The following is a 19,460-nucleotide window of genomic DNA, read 5'->3' on the forward strand; positions in this document are numbered from 1 at the left end:
CTCGCGGTTCCAGTCGGCGCCGCAGGGGTGCTGTGGAAAAGAAGCCGCCCGAATCGGCCGGGGCCTCGGGCAGCCAAAGGGCACTAACCCAGCGGCGCGACCGGCGCTGTGCAGTTTTCAGCGCCACGAAAGACGCAGAGACGGTAGCGAATGAGCACGGCATACGCTTCCAGGTAGCGGTTAACGTCGGCCCAGCTCTTGAAGGAAGTGCCGTCGAAACTGGCCTGGCCGAAATGGCGGTCGACGGTGGCGCCCAGCACTTCGCCGGTCACGGCGTCTGTCCATTCGGCCTCCACCAGCAGATCGGCGCCGGGGGAGATGGGGCTGGTCAGGGCGTCGCTGACAACCTGCTTTTCAGGGTCGTCGCGAGCGACCAGGGCAACGGTGTCCATCGCCACCGGCTCCTGCGTGGCGGGCAGCACGGCGAACTGTACCCGGACGGTGCCCCGCTGCGGTTCCAGCGCCAGCAGGTAGTCCTTGCCCAGTTCCCGGCCCATGAGGATGTGGAAGTTGTTCGCCAGGGTCTGACGGTCGCCCGGCGAAACCGTACGCATCGCCTCCAGCGGCGCAAAGTACATGACCGGGTCGAGCATGATCTTGTCATAGCTGCCGTCGCGGGCGCGCTCGCTGATGTAGACCAGATCGGGGGCGAACTCGCCTTTGCCCGGCCTCAAGTCCGCCTGGATCTCGGCGGGCAGGATCGCGGAGGTATTGGATCCGGCGCCGCCTTCCATAGCGGCGCAGGCGGCCAGCAGCCCCAGCAATCCCATCGACATCAAGTGGCGCGGCATGGATTCCTCCTCGTTCCGGTTGCACCGCAAGATGCGATGCCTGACCCGCGGGTGGCAACGAAAAATGCGCCGCAGCCGGCCCACGGGCCGCCCCGGTCAACCCAATCTAAAGAAAACCTTGGTATCCCGGCCGGGCTGTCCTATTTCGTTACCGAGCAATCATTCGAGGCCGCCAGCCAGCATGACCAGCCGAAGCGCCACCGAAAATGACCGCGACATCAGTGCCCGCCGCCGGCTGGCCTGGGCCTGGACAGCCGCGGGCTACGCCTTCTTCGGCATCGGCCTGCTGGGGACGGTGCTGCCGGTTCTGCCGACCACCATCTTCTGGATTGTCGCCGCCGGCTGCTTCGCCAAGGGTTGCCCGGCCATGGCCCGCAAGATCTTCGCCTGGCCCGGCATCGGCCCGGCGGTCGAGGCTTTCCTCAGCCACGGCGTCATCGGGCGCAAGGCCAAGGTCAGCGCGCTGATCGGCATGGCCGCGGGCAGCGCCATCGTACTGCTGACCGTGCTGTCGCTGCCGGCCAAGCTGGTGACCATCGCGGTCATCGCCCTGGCGGCGCTCTATGTCGTCAGCCGTCCGGAACGCCTGCCGGAAAGCGAAGTGGGAACCGGCGACTGAGGCACGCCCTCAGCCTCGCCGGTCGTCGCCCAGACATAGGAAAAGCTCGACTCAGATTGTCTATCCGAGTTGACGCGCCCGTGCCGATCACCCGGCCGAAAGACGGACTTCCTTACGCGATAGCAAGCACCGGATCGACCCAGGGGTCCTCGGTGATCACATATCCCAGATCGCTGAGCGAGGCGACGGTCAGGTCCGACGTGTAGTTCACGTCATTGATGTAGCCGGTCATGATCTCGTTGCCGAAGTCGGCCTCCGCCCAGTGAGACTCGACCGTACCGGCTCCGCCAATGGTCTCCAGCGGCACGCCGAGCGGGTCAGCGGATCCGATAAGGTCGGCATAGGCAAGCATCGCATTCTCGCCGGTGAAGGTCGGATCGCCAGTGCCGGATCCGCTGACCAACCCGAGGAAGTCCCAGATGGTGCCGAAGCCGATGGTGTGCATCATCTCGTGGAAGACGATATCGTCCCACAGGCCGTCGTCGTAGTAGCTTTGCGCGTCGGCACTGTCGAACTCCATGATGCCGACCGCGGGCAGGTAGCCGTCGGTGCGGATCGCCGTCGGGCCAGCCTGGCCGAGGATAAAGCCCTCGCCGTCGATGTAGGTCAGAGTGGCGGAGATCAGGATGTCGTCGATGATATCGCCGCGGTAGAAGACATCCTGAATGTCGTCGGTGATGACGCTGCTGATCCAGTCGGCGGCCCAGATGAAGGCATTCTGCAGGTCCACCGTCCAGTCACTGCCGTCGAACTCGACCAGGATGTTGTAACCGCCGGGATCGCCGCTTAGGTACTCCGTCAGGAGATTCGGATCAACCGGGTCCCCGCCGCCAACCGTGTCGTCACCGCCGTTCTTCCCGCCCTTGCCGCCGCCGTTGCCGCCGCCACCTCCTCCGCCGCCGGGATTGTCGGGCTTCACGAAGGAAGTGAAGTCGAGGAAGAGCAGATCGCCGCCTGCCGTGGTGTTCTCCGCAAAGGCCGGTGCAAACTCGCTGTGCGGGATCGGGGGAACGAAGCCGTCGTCTTGGTAGCCTTCCGGCAGTTCGAAGGGCGCCAGACCGTCGATGGCCGCCAGGGCCTCGGTCCCGCTGAGCAGCTCGATCACCTCGCCCGGCTGCGTCAGCGGTGCCGGCGCCGCGTGGCTCTGCGCCTCGGCGACCGCATTGGCCGCGAAGTTGAGCACGTCATCGACGGGCTCGAGCAGCGGGAACAGGGGCTCCGCCTCGAACACGACAGCATCGCCGGGCGTGAGTTCCGCCGGCACCTCGCCGTCGGGTTCGACGACGACGACCGTGTCGGCATCGAGGACCCGCAGCATGCGCAGCTGTCCCTCGACAGACACGGCAGCCGGCAGATCGTTCTGCAGCGGCGCCACGGCAACGCCAGGAGGCGTCAGGCCCTCCGCAGGCGCGGCATCAGTCGTCGTATCGTAGTCAGGAATCAGGGTCGGTTGGATCGCCATGGTCGCGCCCTCGCTTGAGCGTTAGCGGGGAGCATCACTCCCCAGCCTCCATTGACCCCGCATGAAATATAGCAGCAACTTTTCTTACATTGTAGTTAACGGCGGCAGTAATTTCGGAATTTTACCAGCGCAACAATAAAACCGCGCAAGCAGAACAACCACCGAGCGCAGCAAGGCCGCGGTGCTTGCTGACGTTCCTCCTATCGCAGAAAATTTTTTGCCCCTCTTGGGGCTCTCTTTTGCGCACCGCCTCACCTCCCCGCCCCGTCAGTGCGCCTGCCTGCCGCCGCAGCCCGCGTGCCCGACGACCCCTCGGCCGGCCCGCGAGAAACTGAACAAGGGACACAAGCTATGCACAGCAGGGAGGTGCCCCGACGACTGCCCGCCGCCGGCGCCACACCTTCGCTTCAAAAGCCGATCGCCCGCCAGTCTCTCCCTTGGCCCGGTGCCGCCGCTCGGCGCCGGGTCCTTCCCTGTCCGCGCAAAGTATTGGTATGGAGACCAAGCCACTACTGCGCCAATACACCGCCATCTTCCTACTACCTGCCGCCGGATAAACCCGCTAGGGTTTCGACATAACAAAAAACAATCGGGAGGAAAGTTCAGATGCGAAAGGCTATTCCTGCAGTATCACTCGCCACCCTGATGCTGGCGACGCCGGCCCTGGCCCAGAGCAATTTGGAAAAGCTCGGCCAATTCAAAACGACGGGCGTGACCGAGTTCGAGGTCATCGATCAGGGCGGCGCCTACGCCGACGGCATCCGTGAAAACCTGAAGCGGATCAACCTGCCCGCAGGCTTCAAGATCGAACTCTATGCGGTGGTGCCCGATGCCCGTCACATGGCAGTCGGCCCGCAAGGCATCGTGACCTTCGTCGGCACGCGCAAGACCAAGGCTTGGTCGGTCACCGACCGCAACAAGGACCGCGTCGCCGACGAGGTGAAGAGCTTCGCGCCCTCGATCGGCCTCAAGATCCCGAACGGCCCCTGCTTCTCCGACGACGGTTTCCTCTACATCGCCGAGCAGAACCGGGTGCTGGTCTACCCGGCCGCCGAGTTCTTCTACGAGAGCCCGGACGTCGCCGCCTTTGAGGTGGTGCCGCAAGGCAAGCTGATTCCGGTGTCAGAGGAGAGCTACAACCACACGGCGCGCGTCTGCACCATCGGCCCGGACGACAAGCTCTACATCACCATCGGCCAACCCTTCAACGTGCCGGCGCCCGAAAAGATGGACCTTTACACCCAAGAGGGCATCGGTGGCATCATCCGCATGAACCGCGACGGCACCAACCGCGAGGTCTACACCTACGGCGTCCGCAACTCGGTCGGCCTCGACTTCAATCCGGCCAACGGCGAGCTGTGGTTCACCGACAACCAGGTCGACGGCATGGGCGACAACATCCCGCCGGGCGAGCTGAACCGCCAGACCGCCAAGGGCCAGCACTTCGGCTTCCCCTGGTACGGCGGCGGGGACACCCGCACCAACGAGTATGCCGATTCCGAACCGCCGGCCGACGTGGTCTTCCCGGCGGTCAACATGGTGGCCCACGCCGCCGACCTCGGCATGCACTTCTACCAGGGCAGCCAGTTCCCTTCGAAGTACAAGGGCGGCATCTTCTCGGCCCAGCACGGGTCCTGGAACCGCACCACGCCGGTCGGCGCGCGGGTGATGTTTACTCCGGTCAACGAGGACGGCTCGGCCGGCGAGACCACGGTCTTCGCCGACGGCTGGATCGACGATAACGAAGAGTACCTGGGACGGCCCGTTGATGTGGTCGAGCTGCGCGATGGCTCGATCCTGGTCTCCGACGACCTCGCCGGCGCCATCTATCGTATCTCCTACGGCGAATAAGTCGGCAGGGATCCTGTTGCGGCGGCCGGGCTCACCCCCGGCCGCTGTTCCTGCGTCTCATGGGAAGACCTCTACGCAATGACTGTGACGAAGACGCCTCTCCTGCTCCTCGGGATCGCGGCCCTTGCCGTCGCCTTCTCCGCGCCCGCCCAGGCCGCCGATCCGGCCGCCGGCCGCAAGAAGGCGCGCCAGTGCCAGACCTGCCACGGCATCGATGGCATCGCCAAGATCCCCATCGCCCCACACATCGCCGGGGAGAATCAGATCTACCTGGAAAATCAGCTGAAGGCCTTCCGCTCCGGCAAGCGCGAGCACGAGATCATGTCGGTGGTCGCCAAGGGTCTGAGCGACGAGGACATCTCCGACCTCGCGGCCTGGTACGCCTCGATCAAGATCACCGCGACCATGCCGGAGTGAGCCGCGAGGCGGAAAAGGAAAACGGCATGCGATGCCGGAGGGACATCGCATGCCGTGGAGCGGCCGGTTTCCCGGGGGCTCAGGCCGGCCGCAGCAAACCCTGGATCCAGACGCTTGGGGGCTACTGGGCGCCCAGGGTGACACCCGCCGGCGGGGAAGCCTCCAGGCGGGAATCGGCGAGATGGCGGATCAGCGGCCAGTTGTTCTCGGCGCCCCTCAGGAAACCGGGAACGTTCTCCTTCCACTTGACCTGCACATCCTTGTTGAGGTTCAGGTAGAGCTTGTCGTCGACGATGGCCCAGGCCTGCGGGTCGCCGTCGAACTTGCGGCCCATGGCGGTGCCGAAGGCGCAGAAGCCGCCGTACTGCGGGGCATACTTGGCGGGATTGCCGGCGAAGAGGTCGCGGTGCTCGGCGCTGGCGAAGCGGTAGGTCGCCCCGCCGTGCTCGGCGGTGTAGCGGCTGTCGCCGAGGACCGGCTTGCCCTCGGTGAAGTAGGCGACCACGTCAAAGCCGTGTACGGCATAGCCTTCGACGATGTTGACTTCCTGCGCCGCGGACACGACCTGTGTCATGGTCGGCACGGCAGCGCCGGCCAGGGCCATCGTCAGCAGGGCGCCGCGAAGGGCTTTGTTGAGGTTCGGCATAACGGTTCACTCCGAATTGGTTTTTCTGTAGTGACGTTCGGGGCCTTGGCCCCTTGAACAAAACCTAGTCAGACGGATTTGATCTTTTGTCCGAAGAAACACGCCAATCGTCCGAAGTCGCCACCTCCGAGACCGCCGGCGCCTTCCCCTGGCTGAGCCGGCGCAGCCTCAGCGCCAGCGTCTTCTTCTCCGGCCCGCTGTGCGGCAGCGCCGACCATGCGGACGACGGCCCCCAGGGTCATCTGCACCTGGTGCAGCGCGGCCCCGTGACGCTGCACGCCGCCGGCAGCGCCCCCCAGCGCATCGAACGGCCGAGCCTCATCCTCTTCGCCCGCCCCCGCCGCCACCGCCTGGAGACTGACGAGCCCGCCGGCGCCGACCTGGTCTGCGCCCGCCTGGCCTTCGAAGGACCCGAGGCCGACCTGCTGCTGCTGGGCTTCCCGGAGCGCCTGGTCATCGCGCTGGACGACCTGGAGGGCCTGGAGCCGGTGCTGGGCCGCCTTTTCGGCGAGGCCTTCGCCCAGGAGTTCGGCCAGCAGGCCGCGGTGGACCTGCTGATCGAACTGTTGATGGTCATGCTGCTGCGCCACTGTGTCGCCCGGGGCCTGACGGAGAGCGGCCTGCTGGCCGGCCTCGCCGACCCTAAGCTGGGGCGGGCGCTGGCGGCCATGCATCGGGCGCCGGAGGCCGAGCTGCCCCTGGAGCGCCTGGCCGATATCGCCGGCATGTCGCGCTCCACCTTCGCCGCCGCGTTCAAGGCGCGGGTCGGCATTTCGCCGGGCGACTACCTGACCACCCTGCGCATGACCATCGCCCGCCAGGAACTGCTGACCGGACGCCCGCTGAAAGCGGTCGCCGCCGAGGCCGGCTACGCGAGCCCCACCGCCCTGGCCCGCGCCTTTCATCGGCAGTTCGGCTGCGGCCCGCGCGAGTGGCTGGCCCGCCAGACGCGGACAGGCGCCTGAATCCGCAGAAAAGGCCCGTTTCCTGCGGTTCTCCGGCTACCCCGTAAGAGGTTCGATTCCTCACCTGAGGGCGGTAAAATGCCGCCCATGTCTTTGTCCTGGCGAAATCACCTGACGGCCGCCCTGGGTGCGGCGCTGTTCCTGGCCGCCGGCCCCGCCGCGGCGCTGGAGCCGCCCGCCCTGGAGGAACTGGAGACCCTGCTGCGCGACCTCGGCTTCGATCCGGGCAAGGTCGACGGCGTGGTCGACGACGACACCATCGCCGCGATCCGCCGCTATCAGGACTTCGCCCTGCTGCCCGGCGACCCCGAGCCCAGCGAAAGGCTGCTGAACGAGTTGCGCGGCGTCGCCGCCGCCTTCGCGGCCCTGAATGCCGGCAAGGAGGAGCCGCCGACGGCCGCCCCGCCACCGGCGGTTCCCGACCTCGGGGCCGGTGCGCCGGAGAGGGGCGAGACCGAAAGCCAGCCAACCCCGGTCGCCGAGAAGGTCGTCGTGCCGCCGCCCCCGCCGCCGCCCAAGCTGAAGCCGCTCGAAGCGGCGGAGACGGAAGAGGCGATGGAGGAAAAGGAACAGTTGGCCGAGCTGCCCCCGGCCGAAACGCAAGACCTCGCGCCCCCGGCTGAGAGCGTGGCGCCGGAAGCCGCCGTGACACCGCCCCCGGCAGAAGAGCCGCCGGCGGAAGCCGAAATCGAGGCGCCCCTCGATCCCGCCGCCGCGCTGGCGGCGCGCATCGAGGCCGAGCTGGCGCCGCACCGCGAAGAGTTGGCGGCGGGCCGCGTCACCCGCGAAGCCCTCGCCCAGCGCTTCAACGACCAGGGCCGCCAGGCGCTGCAAGGCTCGGACTATGAAACCGCGATCCTGAAATTCTCGGTGGCCATCCACCTGCTTCCCGACTTCGCCGGCGCCTATTCCAACCGCGGCACCGCCTATCAGCGCAACGAAGAGACGGACCTGGCCGCCGCCGACTTCGCCAAGGCCAAGCAACTCGGCTTCGGCGGCTTCCGCCTGAAGGACGGCAAAAAACCCTTTCAGTAGGAGGCTAGGCCAGCGGTTCCGGCACCTTTTCCGCCGCCGCCTCGCCCGCCTTGCGGGTGCGGTAGTGGAAAGCGGTTTCGTCCTTGGCGGACTCCGCCGTCGCCAGCGCCTGCATGGCCTCGTGCACGGGTGACTTGCCGCAGGCCGGGTCGACATTGCCCGCTTCCCCGGTCAAGGCGAAGGCCTGGCAGCGGCAACCGCCCCAGTCGATTTCCTTGCGCTCGCAGGAGCGGCAGGGCTCCGGCATCCAGTCGGTGCCGCGGTAGGCCTTGAAGGCCTCGGAGTTCTCCCAGATGTCGCGCAGGCTGCGGTCGGTCACCCGGTCGAAGGTGAGGCTGGTGATGGACTCCGCCGCATGACAGGGCAGCACCTTGCCCGCCGGCGAGATGTTGAGGAACTGCCGGCCCCAGCCGCCCATGCAGGATTTCGGGCGCCGGGCGTAGTAGTCGGGCACCACGTAGTCGATCACCATGACGCCCTTCAGCCGCGCGCGCGCCGCCTCGACGATCTCCGTCGCGCGTTCCAGCTGCGCGCGCGTCGGCATCAGGGAAGCGCGGTTCAGGTAGGCCCAGCCGTAGTACTGCACGTGGGCGATCTCGACCCGCTGGGCCTCCAGCTTCTCGGCCAGGGCCAGCATCTCCTCCAGGTGCTCCAGGTTCTGCCGGTGGACAACCATGTTAAGGGTCAGCGGCAGGCCGATCTCCTTTACCCAGCGCGCGCAGTCGAGCTTCTTCTCGAAGCCGCCCTTGTAGTTGCCGATGCGGTCGCAACCCGCCGCCTCGCTGTCCTGGAAAGAAAGCTGCAGGTGATCGAGTCCCGCCTCCGCCAGGGCGGCCAGGCGTTCCTTGCTCAAGAGCACGCCGGCGGTGATGAGGTTGGTGTAGAGCCCCTCGGCGGCCGAGGCCGCCACCAGGTCTTCCAGGTCGCGCCGCGCCGTGGGCTCGCCGCCGGAAAAATGGATCTGCAGCACGCCCAGCTCGGCGGCTTCCTTGATCACGGCCTTCCACTGCCCGGTGGAGAGCTCGGCGCTGCTCGCCTCCAGCGCCAGGGGGTTGGAACAGTAGGGGCACTGCAGCGGACAGCGGTGTGTCAGCTCGGCCAGGATGGCCAGGGGAAAGTTCAACTCTGTCATGTCGTCCCCCTCATGCTGCGAGAATCCGCTTGTCGGCCAGGTCCTGCAGCAGCGCGCCGACGTCCTTCAGGATCACGTCGCGCGGCGCCTCGAAGGTCCCCGCCAGGTCGTTCACGATCTCGCCCACAGAGGCCTTGCCGTCGCAGCGCTTGACGATCTCCAGCGCGATGCTGTCCAGCACGAAAAGCCGCTCCGGCGCCAGGATGACCCACTGGTCGCGCTGCTTGTCGAAGCGCAGCTTCACGCCGACCGGCAGGCCGGGCACCGAATCCTCGGTAATGGTGGTGCGCTCCGTCATCCTCAGAGATCCAGCTCGGTCACCGGCACCATGCCTTCCGGAACGAAGGCACCGGGCGGGATGTGGCCGGGGGCGACATAGGCGTGGTAGAGCGCGTCGAGCTGGGCCCAGAGCACATCCGTCTTGAAGCGCACGGCCGCGAGCACCTGTTCCTGCTGCTCGCGGGTGCGCGCCTCGCGCAGCACATAGCCCAGGCCGAACTTCACGTCCTTGGGCGCCTCGTCCAGGCGGCGCTTGAAATAGGCGATGGTGCGCTCGTTGGCGAAGTCGTAGTGCTCAAGCAGGCCGGCAATACGCTCCTGGTGGATCTTCGGCGCGAAGAGCTCGGTCAGCGAGGAGGCGATGGCCTCCAGCAGCGACTTCTCCCGCACGAAGCGCACATAGGCTTCCACGGCAAAGCGCGTGGCCGGCAGCATGCCGGCGCCGGACACCACGTAGGCGCGATCCAGCCCGACGCCCTCGGCCAGCATGAGCCAGCGTTCGATGCCGCCTTCGTTGCCTTCCTTGCCGTCGTGGTCCTCGATGCGCTTGCGCCATTCACGGCGCAGCTCCAGGTCCTCCATGCGCGACAGGATGGTCGCGTCCTTCAGCGGGATGTGGCTCTGGTAGCAGTAGCGGTTCAGCACCCAGGCCTGCACCTGGCCGTGGTTGCACTTGCCGCCGTGCAGCAGCTTGTGAAAGGGGTGCAGGGAGTGATAGCGCTCGGCGCCGATCTGGCGGATGCGCTCCTCGAACTCGTCCTGCGGCAGCAGGCGGCCGAAAGGCGGCGCGGCCACGGGAGCCGGATCGATAGAAGCCACGGAAGGCGTTGCCGCAGAAGAGGTTGCCAGGGTCATAACGTGATCTCCATGCCGTCGTAGGCGACTTCCCAGCCCGCCGCCTCGACCGCGGCCCGCTCGGCCGAGTCCGACAGCAGAATGGGGTTGGTGTTGTTGATGTGGATGAAGACCTTGCGGCCCACCGGGCTGTCGGCGAAGGTCGCCAGCGTGCCTTCGGGGCCGGAGAGGCTCATGTGGCCCATGCGCCGGCCGGTCTTCACGCCGGCGCCCTGCACCTTCATCTCGTCGTCCTGCCACAGCGTGCCGTCGAACATCATCAGGTCTGCGCCTTTCATCTCCGCCTGCAGGACCGGCGACGGCGCGGCGCAGGCCGGCACGTAGAGAAAGCGGCGGCGGCTGCCGTTGCTGCCCGCCGTATTCTCGATGCGCAAAGCGATGGTGTCTTCCTCGACGGTGCCGAAGTTGCCGTTGCCGGCCTTCTCGTCTTCCAGATAGAGAGCCACCTTGCCGGGGATGGCGAAGGGCGTGATGGAGAGGCCCAACGCCTCGCCCTCCTTGGTCGCCGGCGCGAAGGTCTCGCCCAGGCCGAGACGCCGGCGGTCGACGAACTTCGGATTGAGTACGTTGAAGATGGTGTTGTTCTCCAGCACCGACAGCACCCGGCTGGTGGCGTAGACCGCCAGGGGATGGCTCTCGCGCAGGGTCAGCAGGCCGGCCACGTGGTCGACGTCGCCGTTGGTCAGCACCACGGCGCGGATCGGGCTGTGGCGCACGCCGTCGCGGGGATGGAGTTGCGGATTGTCGTTGATCTGCTGGCGCAGGTCAGGTGAGGCGTTCAGCAGCACCCAGTTCTCGCCGTCGGCCGAGACCGCCACCGAGGACTGTGTGGACGGTCGCGCGAGCGGATCGCCGCGCCGCGCCCGCTGCGAGGCTTCGTTGTTGCTGTTCCACTGCGGGAAGCCGCCGCCGGCCGCCGCACCGAGCACCAAAACCTGTAGCACGCTTCCCCCAAGGATCGTCATGCCGGACACCAGCGCCGGCGCGACCCGCTTCCACCCGGCCATAGAGGCCGCCGGAGGCGCATCGGGAAGCTACGACTGCGCAAAGGAAAAAGGCCGGGCGTTCCGCCGAACAGGGTTCGACAGCAATCCCGGCCTATCGATGCATTCCCCTTAGGGGAAGGATCACAGATCCGCGCAGGCGTAGCTGTTGATTTCCATGCCGACGGAGATCTCGATAACTTTAGGGGTTGTCCAGCTCATTACTTTCCTCCTCTGGGGATGTGGCCTAGCGGCCCTTCTTTTCCGACCTCTCGCGTGGTGCCTCGCCGGAGCGAGGAGCGCCGATGACCCAAGTCTCCTGAGCATCGTGGGCGACATGTTAACGGCTCCCCAAATACCCGCCCACAATACTAAAGTCGCATAGACTGGCCGACCTTGCCTCGAGCAAAGCGCCATGCTTACAGAAGCTTGGCAGGCAGTTTTTAATGACTTCAAGACGTTGGCGACAGGTAACCCGCGCCCTTCGAAAACTGCGCGAATTTGCCGTGGTAGAATGCGCGCAAAGGTGAATTCAACCGGATATCGGCAGGCTCTCCGATCTCCAGGCCGCAGCAGCGCTTCACATTCCCGAGAGCGCCGCGGATTGAGCGGTTTCCGGGATGTCCGCCCCTGCGCATTAACCAAGATTGAAGTGTCTGCCACTAAAAATAGAGGAACTTTGGCTGTCCGCAGGCGTCTTTGAATGATTCCCGGCCTCCTCTCTTTGCCTCAAGCACGGGAGCTCCTGAACTGCCGGTTGTGCCGGCGGATCACGCTGCTTGTCTGCCTGGCCATTTTGACGGTGGAGATGGCTTTCCTGCCGCCGACCTACGTGAAGCGCCGGGACGAACTGCGCAGCCACCAGGAGATGGAAGTGCTGCTGACCGCCAAGGCGTCGCTCAGCTGGTACGAGCAGCACACGCCGGCGGACATTCTGAAGCGCACCTGGCCCACCTTCGAGCATGTGGCCGTCGAAGGCGTCGCCCTCTACGCGGAAAACGGCGTCCTTCTCGGCAGCCAGGGAAGGAGACCCGACCTGCTGTCGAATGAGGGCATGCGGGGCCCTACGACGGCCCACGAGGAGCAGCTGACCTTCCGGCACTTTCCGGAGGAGAGCGGCGCCTATGAAGTTCTCTGGCCGCCGTCGGTCAGCAACCTGCCCTTCACCGTGGTGGCGCGCCTCGGCACCGCGGCAATCGACGCCGAACTCAATGCCTATATGTTCCGCGTCGGGGTCCTGATCCTGATCCTCTCCATGGCCGTCTCCGTCGTCACCGTCGCGGTGCTCGGTCGCAGCGTGCTGACCCCGCTGCTGGCGATCCACAAAAACCTCACGGCCGCGCACAGCGACCCGGTCAACGCCGAGCAGTACAAGCTCGACATCAAAGCGGACAACGAGATCGGCGAAACCGTAACCGTGCTGAACGCGCTGTTGAGCCGGCTTTCCGCGATACGCCGCAGCCACGTCTACGAGCGTGAGAAGCGCTTCCAGGACTTCGTCGCCTCCAGCTCCGACTGGTTCTGGGAGATGGACGAGAACCTGCGCTTCTGCTTCTTCTCCGATCGCTACACCGACGTCACCGGCGTGCCGGAAACCGTGCTGCTGGGCAAGACCCGCGAGGAGACCGGCATTCCCGGGGTCGACCAGAGCATCTGGCAGCAGCACCTCAACGATCTGCACAGCCACCGCCCCTTTCGCAATTTCGTGCATCCGCGCCAGCGGCCCAACGGAGACGTCGTCTGGCTGTCGATCAACGGCGATCCCTGGTTTGACGGCGACGGCAACTTCCGCGGCTACCGCGGCACCGGGCGCGACATCACCGATCAGATGGCGATCCAGGAGGCCCTGCGCACGGCCAAGGAAGAAGCCGAGGCGGCCAATCGCACGAAGTCCGAGTTCCTGGCCAACATCAGCCATGAGCTGCGCACGCCGCTGAACGCGATCATCGGCTTTTCCGAGGTCATGCTGGCCGGAGAGAAGACGCCCGGCGCCAATCCGCGGCACCACGGCTATCTGGAGGACATCCACAGTTCCGGCCTGCACCTGCTGTCGCTGATCAACGACATCCTGGACCTCTCAAAGATCGAGGCCGGGGCCGACGAGCTGGACGAGGAAGCGGTCGACGCCGCTGAGCTGGCGCGCGCCGTGCTGCGCGTGGTGCGCCAGCGCGCGGAAACCTCCGGCGTCACCATAGAATGGAGCGGCGACATGCAGCTGCCGCTGCTCTTCGCCGACGAGCGCAAGCTGAAGCAGGCGCTGCTGAACCTCATGACCAATGCCATCAAGTTCACGCCGTCGGGCGGGCGGGTGCGGATGAGCATTCGATGCAGCGCCGAGGAAGGCTTCATCTTCGAGGTCACGGACAACGGCATCGGCATGGCGCCGGAGGACATCCCCACGGCGCTGCGCCAGTTCGGCCAGATCGACAGCGCCTTGAACCGCAAGTACGAAGGCACCGGACTGGGCCTGCCGCTGACCAGCGCCCTGGTCGAACTGCACGGCGGGCGGCTGGAGGTCGAAAGCCAGCTCGGCGAAGGCACCAAGGTCTCCATCCACCTGCCCGCCGGCCGCATCCTCGAGAGGGGTAGTGGCCGCCGGGAAAGCGCGGGCTCCTGAGCGCACTCCCCCGCTGAGCCTAAGGGAACACGCCGATGAGGTGGCCCCAGAGATAGTGCAGCGGCGAAACGATCACCAGCGCCAGCAGCACAAAATACAGCATGACCTTCATGGCCTTGCGCAGCGGCACGCCGAGGAAGGTCAATCCCACCAGCACCGGCGGCGCCTGATAGGGAAAGGCGAAGATCACGAAGGCCGGCACCTGCGCCAGCAGCACCGCATCCAGCGGCCAGCGGAGGCTTTCCGCCATGGAACCGGCCAACGGCGTGAAAACCGCCGGAATCGCGGGCAGCGTGGTCACCATCGCCAGCATCATCGCGCTCACCTGCAGCACCGCGTACTTGGCGGCATCGGGCAGCCCCGCCAAGGGGACCGCCGCCGCGATATGGCTCCACAGCAGGTCGCCGAGGCCGCTGTGACTGACCACGCCACCCAGGCCGATGGTGCCGGCGGCGAAGAACCAGGGACCGAAGTTCAGCTTGCCGATGGACTGGGGCGGCAAGAGGCCGACACCGGGCAGCAGGCTGACGACAGCCGCCGCAAGGCCGATCCAGGCCGAGGATATGCCGTGCAGGCTGTCGGTAGTCCAGAACGCCAGGGTGACGGCCAGGAGGAAGGCGATCTTCACCTGGTCGCGGGTCCAGGGCTCTGGCGTCATCGGCGGCAGGGAGATTTGCCGTTCACCGGGAAAGAGGCGCAGCACCAGCAGCGGGATCAGCAGGAAGGCGCCGAGGCCCAGGACCGGGAAGTTCAGCAGCAGGTATTCGCCGTAGGTCAGCGTGCGCCCGTAGATCGCCTCCGCGGCGCCCATCAGCACCAGGTTGGGCACGTTGGACGTCAGGATGGTGAAGGCCGGGATGACCGCGCCCAGCACCGCAGCGATGAAGAGGCCGTGGCGACGCGGATCGTCTTCGGCGAGGCCCAGGCGATCTGCCAGGGCGCGCACCAGCGGCGCAAAGATCAGCACCCGGCCCATGGCCGAGGGGATAAAGAAAGCCAGCAGCAGGCCGGTCGAGGAGATCAACCAGATTAGCGCCGGGTAGGACTTGAGGTGCCCCAGCAGGCGGTCGAACAGCGCATGGCCCATGTCATGGCGACCGATGACCTCGCTCAGCACCATGCCGGCGAAGACCAGCCACACCGCCTTGGACTCGAAACCGGCCAGCGCCACGTGGTCCGGCGCCAGGCCGGTCAACAGCAGGGCGGCGAAGAAGACCAAGGCCGTCAGCTCCGCCGGGATCGCCAGGGTCGCCCAGAGGAAAGCGGTGAGTACCGCCAGCGTCCCGAGCGACAGCAGGGGTGAGGCCCCCGCGACCAGGGTGCCGGCAAAGGCGGCCGCAAGAACCAGCGCCACGCTTCTGCTGACTGCTTTTTCCACCGCGGCTCCCGGCCTCCGGCCTTCACACAACTGGATCCATGCCGCGCGACGGACGTCCGCAGCCGCCCGGACGGGGCGGCTGTCGTGGTCGGATATTGTCGCGGGATGGCACCACTGACACGCAGCCGCCAGCATAGCCAATCTACCGCCGCGCGCCTAGCCGCGAGACAGCCCCGCGGCGCCTGGATCGCGGCCGCCCGCCGGGCTATGATGCCGGAAAACCTGCCTGGCAAAGACCGACTTGAAGGCAAGAGGGGTGGAAATGATCAAGGGACTTCACCACAACGCCTATCGCTGCCGCGATTCAGAGGAAACGCGGCGTTTCTACGAGGATTTCCTCGGACTGCCGCTGGCCAAAACGCTGGAGATCGGCACCACCAAGACCGGGCGCGAGACGCAGGCGCTGCACACCTTCTATCGCCTGGGCGACGGCTCCTACCTCGCCTTCTTCGAGGTGCCGGGACAGGCCTTCGAATTCAAGACGCAGCACGACTACGATCTGCACATCGCCCTGGAGGTCCCGCCCGAGGCGCTGGACGAACTGCTGGCGCGCGGCAAGGCCGCCGGCATCGAGACCCGCGGGCCGGCGGACCACGCCTTCATCGACTCCATCTACTTCCGCGACCCCAACGGCTACGTCATCGAACTGACCGCCAAGCGGCCTGAGCACGCGGCCATGATGGACCCGGCGACCAACGGCGCCCGCGAAAAGCTCGACGCCTGGCAGAAGGCCAAGACGGAGGCGGCCGAATAGGCCGCAGCGGCTCGGAAAGGCATCTTCCAATACACCAATAATGCGATTATTGTTTCTTCGGTTGATACCTTTGATTGAGGAAGCATCCATGTCGCCTTTCGCCCGCCGCAGGAAGCGGCCGCCTGTGATTCGGGGCCTCCTGGCCGCCGCCGCCCTGCTCGCCCTTTCGGCCTGTGCCTCTTCGGAAGTGGCCAGCATCAAGGCCGCCAGCCAGGACCAAATCCACGATCTCCGGGTGTCGGAGATCACCGTCACCATCGAGACGCCCAAGCCGCACCCCGAACTGCAGGCCGAGTTGAAGAAGCAGCTTGAAGAGGCCATGCCGATCTGCGCCAAGGGCGCGATCGATCATCGTCTCAACGTCGTCATCACCGAATTCGAGGATCAAGACGTCGGCAAGGCGATCTTTCTGGGCGATGAGATCGAATTGAAGGGCCGCGCCGAGTTCGACGCCGTCGCCACCCGCGAGCAGACCGGGGCCTACTTCGTGGAGAACAGCTTTGCCTGGGGCGGCTTCATCGGCGCGGCCATGATGTCGGACGCTGAGATCTCACTCAGCAAAGGCTTCGCCGAGAACCTCTGCAAAGAGGTCTTCGACGTCGACCTGGCACAGATCCGCAAGAATTAGAGCTGACCGGACCGGCTGCCCGCAGCGGGCGGAGTCGTTGCCGTTTGTGCGTTTGACCACGCCACGGCGCGGTCTGCCGCGTTAGACTGGCGCTTCTCCCGGACCGCAATCACGGAGGGTGGAGCCATGGCAGGCGACGGCGGCAAGGACTATGTCCTGGGACGGCTGATCCTCGACTACATCAAGGCCTTCATGTGGCCGCTGGTCGCGATCATCGTGGTGTTGATCTATCAGGACGACGTCCGCCAGATCCTGTCCGAGCGCGAGGTCGATATCTTCGGCCTGCGCATCGGCGAGAAGGTGGAGCAGATCGAATCCCAGGCGATGGCGGAGATCGAGGACATCCGCCTGTTGCTGGAAGCCCAGCAGGCCGCCGAGCAGGCCGACGCCGGCAGCGAGGCGGCGCCGCAGATCAGCGAAGACATAGATGCCAAGCTCAGGAGCCTGGAGGCCAACCTGTCGCGTGAGATCGCCCGGGTTCAGGTCGAGCAGCAGGCGCTGCGCACGGCGCCGGCGGCCGAGCGCCAGGCGACGGTGGAGGCGGACAGCAGCCGCGCCGGCAAGGCGGCCGCCGCCGAGCGGCGCGGCTTCGAGGCGCTCATCGATCACGACGTCAAGGCCGCCATCGCCGCCTTCGACGAGGCGCGCCGCATTTGGCCGGAATACCACAACGTGGCGGAGATCGGCCGCGCCCTGCGTCGCCTGGAAGCCTCCCTTGCCGACCCAGAAAGCGACGCCTGGCCCCGCCTCTACCGCGAAATCATAACCCGCTATTCCTGGGGCCTGCCGGACGATCTGCGCAACGAAATCCGCGCCGGCGCCGCTGCAGCTTTCTAGGGCAGCGCACTCGTGGACAGAAGTCGATTGGGTGGTACCTCCATTTCTCCGCGACCTGGGCGAAGACCGGACATCACCCACTTCAAGAGGCAAAGTCGCAGATTTGTCATTTGCCGCCATCACGCATTCGATGTTGACTTGCCGCAGTCGGAAGAACGAAGCGCGACTTTATGAACGGATTGCGTGAGCAATCAGTCGCTGTCGACGTTTTCTTATTCAGCTGCGCTTGAGAGAAAAGCGACTCTCCTGACTCAACACTGCAAGTGTGATACCTTCTAAAACTGTACGTGCTGCGCAACTCAGGTTCGGAGGATGTCCTATGGCTGATGTCAAACATCACGCAAACCACAGCGTCCGCGTATCTATCCCAATGTCGGTCGCATCCGACATCGGCAAGTTCAAGGAGACACTGGGCAGCATTCTCGACAGGCTCGGCTGCCCAGCCTGCTGTTCGGCGCACGATATCTATTTCGAGATGCAGCGTGACTTCCGGTTTGACGGTGATCTGGATATCGCCCAAGCGGCCTTCGCACCAAAGCGCCTTGCGGCGGCCGCCTCCGTCCCCGTTGTGTCGGCCAGCCTCTCGCCGAAGCTGGCGGGTAATATCAAGGAGGTGTTCAGTGCGCTCGACCGTATTGTCGACCTCAGCGCACACCCCGCATGCACTTCGGGAGATGACCTCTTCCTGAGGGTCGAGAGCAACTTCTTGATCAACAGTGCCGGCCAGCTCGATGAGCAGGCACTGGTCATTGGCCGGTAAGAACCGGTTCCGGCCCCCAAAGCTGGGGGCCGGTATGATCTACACTCCTGCGCTACGCTCGTTTCTGCAGCCGCGTATCGATAGGTTAGGCGTGCTCGAGGTCGAGCCGCAGACGATGTGGCTGGCCGAAGATGCGATCGACGGGCCGTTTCGCGAGAACTTCGACTTCATCGAAGCGATCGCCGCCCTGCCCGTCGCCAAGCTGGTCCACAGCGTCGGCGCGCCGCTGGGCGGTACGCGCCGGCCGAACCCGGATCAGATTGCGCTGATCCGCGCGACGGCGGACCGGCTGGACAGCCCCTGGGTGAGCGAGCACCTCAGCGTTGCCGGCACACCGCACCGATCGGCGGGTTTCCTGCTGCCGCCGCTGCAGACGCCCGAGGGCGTCGAGACGGCGGCGAAGAATATCCGCATCTTTGCGGAGGGCATCGGCCGCCCTGTCGCCATCGAGACCGGCGTGTCCTATGTCGGCCGGAAGCCGTTCGAGATGGCGGACGGCGAATTCGTCGCTGCGGTGGCAGAGACCGCCGATTGCGGAATCTTGCTGGATCTGCACAACGTCTACTGCAATGAGCGCAACGGGCGCACGACACTCGATACCTATGTTGAGGCACTCCCGCTGGACCGCGTATGGGAGATCCACCTGGCGGGGGGAAACGAGGCGGAGGGCGTGTGGCTCGACGCCCATTGCGGCCAGATGCCGCCGGATCTTGCAGTGCGGGCCCGCGACATCATCCGGGCCCTGCCCAACCTCGGCGCGGTCAACTACGAGATCTATGAGACTTTTCTCGCGGACATGCCGGAGAGCACCCTCGAAGCGATCCTTGACGAGCTGGAGGACCTCTGGGGCGAAGCCGGGCGGGCAAGCACGGCAAGCAGCGGGGAAGCCGAGCGCCGCCCGAGCCCGCCCCCCGACATCGCAGAGCGCCCCTCCCCCAGCGCGTGGGAAGAAGGCATGACACAGGCGGTCTGGCAGGGAACACCCGACTGTCATCCCTTCCCGGACGACACCGCAGCAATACGGCTCTATGCCCGCCTGGCGCGCAGTTTCCGCGGCTCGATGATGCTGAGGGTGCTCAGCCGGTCTCTGCGGTACCTGATCCTGCGCGAGGCCGATCGTGGCGACGCCATTCTGGAACGATACTTCAAGGCGGTATCGCCCAAGCTGTATGCGCATCTCGAAGCCAAGGCATTCCGCGACTGGGTGACCCAGGCGGGCGAAGCCGATCCGCTGCTCGAGGCGCTCATGGACTACGACATCGTCATGGTCGAAATGTTGGCGGATCCGCGCCCGCGCGAGGTCAGGTTCCCCGGTGACCCGCGCCCGGTTTTCGAAGCCCTTGCCGCATCCCAGCTCCCCAAGTTCCCCGAGCCGCCCGCCTGGGAAATCGAGATCCTGCCCGATCAGGGCCAAACCTCGGCCTTCCGGGGGATCGATTCAGGAAGCTGAA

At 65.9% G+C, this 19,460-nt stretch carries 20 protein-coding genes; 11 read left to right on the forward strand and 9 right to left on the reverse strand.

What is annotated here, in order from left to right:
* Nucleotides 1-83: 83 nt before the first annotated feature.
* On the reverse strand, nt 84-791 hold the full coding sequence (locus tag H7X47_RS08790) for a DUF3313 domain-containing protein (RefSeq protein WP_193368289.1): 708 nt from the start codon (nt 789-791) through the stop codon (nt 84-86).
* 181 nt (nt 792-972) lie between these two features.
* On the opposite strand from H7X47_RS08790, the gene H7X47_RS08795 reads away from it, so the two are divergent.
* Nucleotides 973-1,410, forward strand: coding sequence for a YbaN family protein (locus H7X47_RS08795; RefSeq protein ID WP_193368290.1), 438 nt, complete (start codon nt 973-975; stop codon nt 1,408-1,410).
* 112 nt (nt 1,411-1,522) lie between these two features.
* Here H7X47_RS08795 and H7X47_RS08800 read toward each other — a convergent pair whose 3' ends face one another.
* Complete coding sequence (locus H7X47_RS08800) at nt 1,523-2,872, reverse strand: leishmanolysin-related zinc metalloendopeptidase (protein WP_193368291.1); 1,350 nt, start codon at nt 2,870-2,872, stop codon at nt 1,523-1,525.
* A 606-nt stretch (nt 2,873-3,478) separates the two neighbouring features.
* Between H7X47_RS08800 and H7X47_RS08805 the strand changes: the two genes are divergently transcribed.
* The gene (locus tag H7X47_RS08805) at nt 3,479-4,723 is read left to right on the forward strand and encodes a PQQ-dependent sugar dehydrogenase (RefSeq protein ID WP_193368292.1); all 1,245 of its coding nucleotides are present in this window, start codon (nt 3,479-3,481) and stop codon (nt 4,721-4,723) included.
* Nucleotides 4,724-4,801: 78 nt separating this feature from the next.
* On the forward strand, nt 4,802-5,140 hold the full coding sequence (locus H7X47_RS08810) for a c-type cytochrome (RefSeq protein ID WP_193368293.1): 339 nt from the start codon (nt 4,802-4,804) through the stop codon (nt 5,138-5,140).
* Between the two features lie 121 nt (nt 5,141-5,261).
* Here the strand turns inward: H7X47_RS08810 and H7X47_RS08815 are convergent, their stop codons facing one another.
* Nucleotides 5,262-5,786: a YHS domain-containing (seleno)protein gene (locus H7X47_RS08815; protein ID WP_193368294.1), complete on the reverse strand. Its 525-nt coding sequence runs from the start codon at nt 5,784-5,786 to the stop codon at nt 5,262-5,264.
* 86 nt (nt 5,787-5,872) lie between these two features.
* On the opposite strand from H7X47_RS08815, the gene H7X47_RS08820 reads away from it, so the two are divergent.
* On the forward strand, nt 5,873-6,751 hold the full coding sequence (locus H7X47_RS08820; protein WP_227010327.1) for an AraC family transcriptional regulator: 879 nt from the start codon (nt 5,873-5,875) through the stop codon (nt 6,749-6,751).
* An 87-nt stretch (nt 6,752-6,838) separates the two neighbouring features.
* On the forward strand, nt 6,839-7,786 hold the full coding sequence (locus tag H7X47_RS26085; protein WP_193368296.1) for a peptidoglycan-binding domain-containing protein: 948 nt from the start codon (nt 6,839-6,841) through the stop codon (nt 7,784-7,786).
* 4 nt (nt 7,787-7,790) lie between these two features.
* Here the strand turns inward: H7X47_RS26085 and pqqE are convergent, their stop codons facing one another.
* The 5 genes from pqqE to pqqA form a co-directional block, all read right to left on the reverse strand.
* Nucleotides 7,791-8,918, reverse strand: a complete 1,128-nt coding sequence (pqqE, locus tag H7X47_RS08830) for a pyrroloquinoline quinone biosynthesis protein PqqE (RefSeq protein WP_193368297.1) — start codon at nt 8,916-8,918, stop codon at nt 7,791-7,793.
* A gap of 10 nt (nt 8,919-8,928) precedes the next feature.
* Nucleotides 8,929-9,216 carry a pyrroloquinoline quinone biosynthesis peptide chaperone PqqD gene (pqqD, locus tag H7X47_RS08835; protein ID WP_193368298.1) on the reverse strand — a complete coding sequence of 96 codons (288 nt, stop codon included), beginning with the start codon at nt 9,214-9,216 and terminating at the stop codon, nt 8,929-8,931.
* 2 nt (nt 9,217-9,218) lie between these two features.
* A complete protein-coding gene (gene pqqC, locus H7X47_RS08840) occupies nt 9,219-10,052 on the reverse strand; it encodes a pyrroloquinoline-quinone synthase PqqC (protein WP_193368300.1) in 834 nt (277 codons plus the stop codon).
* The gene (pqqB, locus tag H7X47_RS08845; RefSeq protein WP_437126571.1) at nt 10,049-11,059 is read right to left on the reverse strand and encodes a pyrroloquinoline quinone biosynthesis protein PqqB; all 1,011 of its coding nucleotides are present in this window, start codon (nt 11,057-11,059) and stop codon (nt 10,049-10,051) included. Before pqqB ends, pqqC begins: the two co-directional genes overlap by 4 nt.
* Before the next feature lie 120 nt (nt 11,060-11,179).
* Complete coding sequence (gene pqqA, locus H7X47_RS26515; RefSeq protein WP_319633568.1) at nt 11,180-11,452, reverse strand: pyrroloquinoline quinone precursor peptide PqqA; 273 nt, start codon at nt 11,450-11,452, stop codon at nt 11,180-11,182.
* Nucleotides 11,453-11,792: 340 nt separating this feature from the next.
* Between pqqA and H7X47_RS08855 the strand changes: the two genes are divergently transcribed.
* Nucleotides 11,793-13,652 (forward strand): sensor histidine kinase, encoded by a 1,860-nt coding sequence (locus tag H7X47_RS08855; protein ID WP_193368302.1) that lies wholly within the window; start codon nt 11,793-11,795, stop codon nt 13,650-13,652.
* A 19-nt stretch (nt 13,653-13,671) separates the two neighbouring features.
* On the opposite strand, the gene H7X47_RS08860 is transcribed toward H7X47_RS08855, so the two are convergent.
* On the reverse strand, nt 13,672-15,006 hold the full coding sequence (locus H7X47_RS08860; protein ID WP_193368303.1) for an SLC13 family permease: 1,335 nt from the start codon (nt 15,004-15,006) through the stop codon (nt 13,672-13,674).
* A gap of 286 nt (nt 15,007-15,292) precedes the next feature.
* On the opposite strand from H7X47_RS08860, the gene H7X47_RS08865 reads away from it, so the two are divergent.
* The 5 genes from H7X47_RS08865 to H7X47_RS08885 all read left to right on the forward strand — a co-directional run bounded on the left by H7X47_RS08865 (nt 15,293) and on the right by H7X47_RS08885 (nt 19,459).
* Entirely contained in the window at nt 15,293-15,784 is a 492-nt protein-coding gene (locus tag H7X47_RS08865; RefSeq protein ID WP_193368304.1) for a VOC family protein, read from the forward strand.
* A 124-nt stretch (nt 15,785-15,908) separates the two neighbouring features.
* Nucleotides 15,909-16,412, forward strand: coding sequence for a hypothetical protein (locus H7X47_RS08870; RefSeq protein ID WP_193368305.1), 504 nt, complete (start codon nt 15,909-15,911; stop codon nt 16,410-16,412).
* Between the two features lie 126 nt (nt 16,413-16,538).
* A complete protein-coding gene (locus tag H7X47_RS08875; protein WP_193368306.1) occupies nt 16,539-17,249 on the forward strand; it encodes a hypothetical protein in 711 nt (236 codons plus the stop codon).
* Nucleotides 17,250-17,568: 319 nt separating this feature from the next.
* On the forward strand, nt 17,569-18,009 hold the full coding sequence (locus H7X47_RS08880) for a hypothetical protein (RefSeq protein WP_193368307.1): 441 nt from the start codon (nt 17,569-17,571) through the stop codon (nt 18,007-18,009).
* A 34-nt stretch (nt 18,010-18,043) separates the two neighbouring features.
* Nucleotides 18,044-19,459, forward strand: a complete 1,416-nt coding sequence (locus tag H7X47_RS08885; RefSeq protein ID WP_193368308.1) for an MbnB/TglH/ChrH family RiPP precursor modification enzyme — start codon at nt 18,044-18,046, stop codon at nt 19,457-19,459.
* Nucleotide 19,460: the final 1 nt, after the last annotated feature.

The sequence above is a fragment of the Pelagibius marinus genome, from assembly GCF_014925385.1.
GTDB lineage: Bacteria > Pseudomonadota > Alphaproteobacteria > Kiloniellales > Kiloniellaceae > Pelagibius > Pelagibius marinus.

What these genes read in the sequence shown, in the direction of transcription:
- H7X47_RS08790 (WP_193368289.1), bottom strand. Translation starts at nt 791, where the DNA reads ATGCCGCGCCACTTGATGTCGATGGGATTGCTGGGGCTGCTGGCCGCC.
- H7X47_RS08795 (WP_193368290.1), top strand. Translation starts at nt 973, where the DNA reads ATGACCAGCCGAAGCGCCACCGAAAATGACCGCGACATCAGTGCCCGC.
- H7X47_RS08800 (WP_193368291.1), bottom strand. Translation starts at nt 2,872, where the DNA reads ATGGCGATCCAACCGACCCTGATTCCTGACTACGATACGACGACTGAT.
- H7X47_RS08805 (WP_193368292.1), top strand. Translation starts at nt 3,479, where the DNA reads ATGCGAAAGGCTATTCCTGCAGTATCACTCGCCACCCTGATGCTGGCG.
- H7X47_RS08810 (WP_193368293.1), top strand. Translation starts at nt 4,802, where the DNA reads ATGACTGTGACGAAGACGCCTCTCCTGCTCCTCGGGATCGCGGCCCTT.
- H7X47_RS08815 (WP_193368294.1), bottom strand. Translation starts at nt 5,786, where the DNA reads ATGCCGAACCTCAACAAAGCCCTTCGCGGCGCCCTGCTGACGATGGCC.
- H7X47_RS26085 (WP_193368296.1), top strand. Translation starts at nt 6,839, where the DNA reads ATGTCTTTGTCCTGGCGAAATCACCTGACGGCCGCCCTGGGTGCGGCG.
- pqqE (WP_193368297.1), bottom strand. Translation starts at nt 8,918, where the DNA reads ATGACAGAGTTGAACTTTCCCCTGGCCATCCTGGCCGAGCTGACACAC.
- pqqD (WP_193368298.1), bottom strand. Translation starts at nt 9,216, where the DNA reads ATGACGGAGCGCACCACCATTACCGAGGATTCGGTGCCCGGCCTGCCG.
- pqqC (WP_193368300.1), bottom strand. Translation starts at nt 10,052, where the DNA reads ATGACCCTGGCAACCTCTTCTGCGGCAACGCCTTCCGTGGCTTCTATC.
- pqqB (WP_437126571.1), bottom strand. Translation starts at nt 11,059, where the DNA reads ATGGCCGGGTGGAAGCGGGTCGCGCCGGCGCTGGTGTCCGGCATGACG.
- pqqA (WP_319633568.1), bottom strand. Translation starts at nt 11,452, where the DNA reads ATGGCGCTTTGCTCGAGGCAAGGTCGGCCAGTCTATGCGACTTTAGTA.
- H7X47_RS08865 (WP_193368304.1), top strand. Translation starts at nt 15,293, where the DNA reads ATGATCAAGGGACTTCACCACAACGCCTATCGCTGCCGCGATTCAGAG.
- H7X47_RS08875 (WP_193368306.1), top strand. Translation starts at nt 16,539, where the DNA reads ATGGCAGGCGACGGCGGCAAGGACTATGTCCTGGGACGGCTGATCCTC.
- H7X47_RS08880 (WP_193368307.1), top strand. Translation starts at nt 17,569, where the DNA reads ATGGCTGATGTCAAACATCACGCAAACCACAGCGTCCGCGTATCTATC.
- H7X47_RS08885 (WP_193368308.1), top strand. Translation starts at nt 18,044, where the DNA reads ATGATCTACACTCCTGCGCTACGCTCGTTTCTGCAGCCGCGTATCGAT.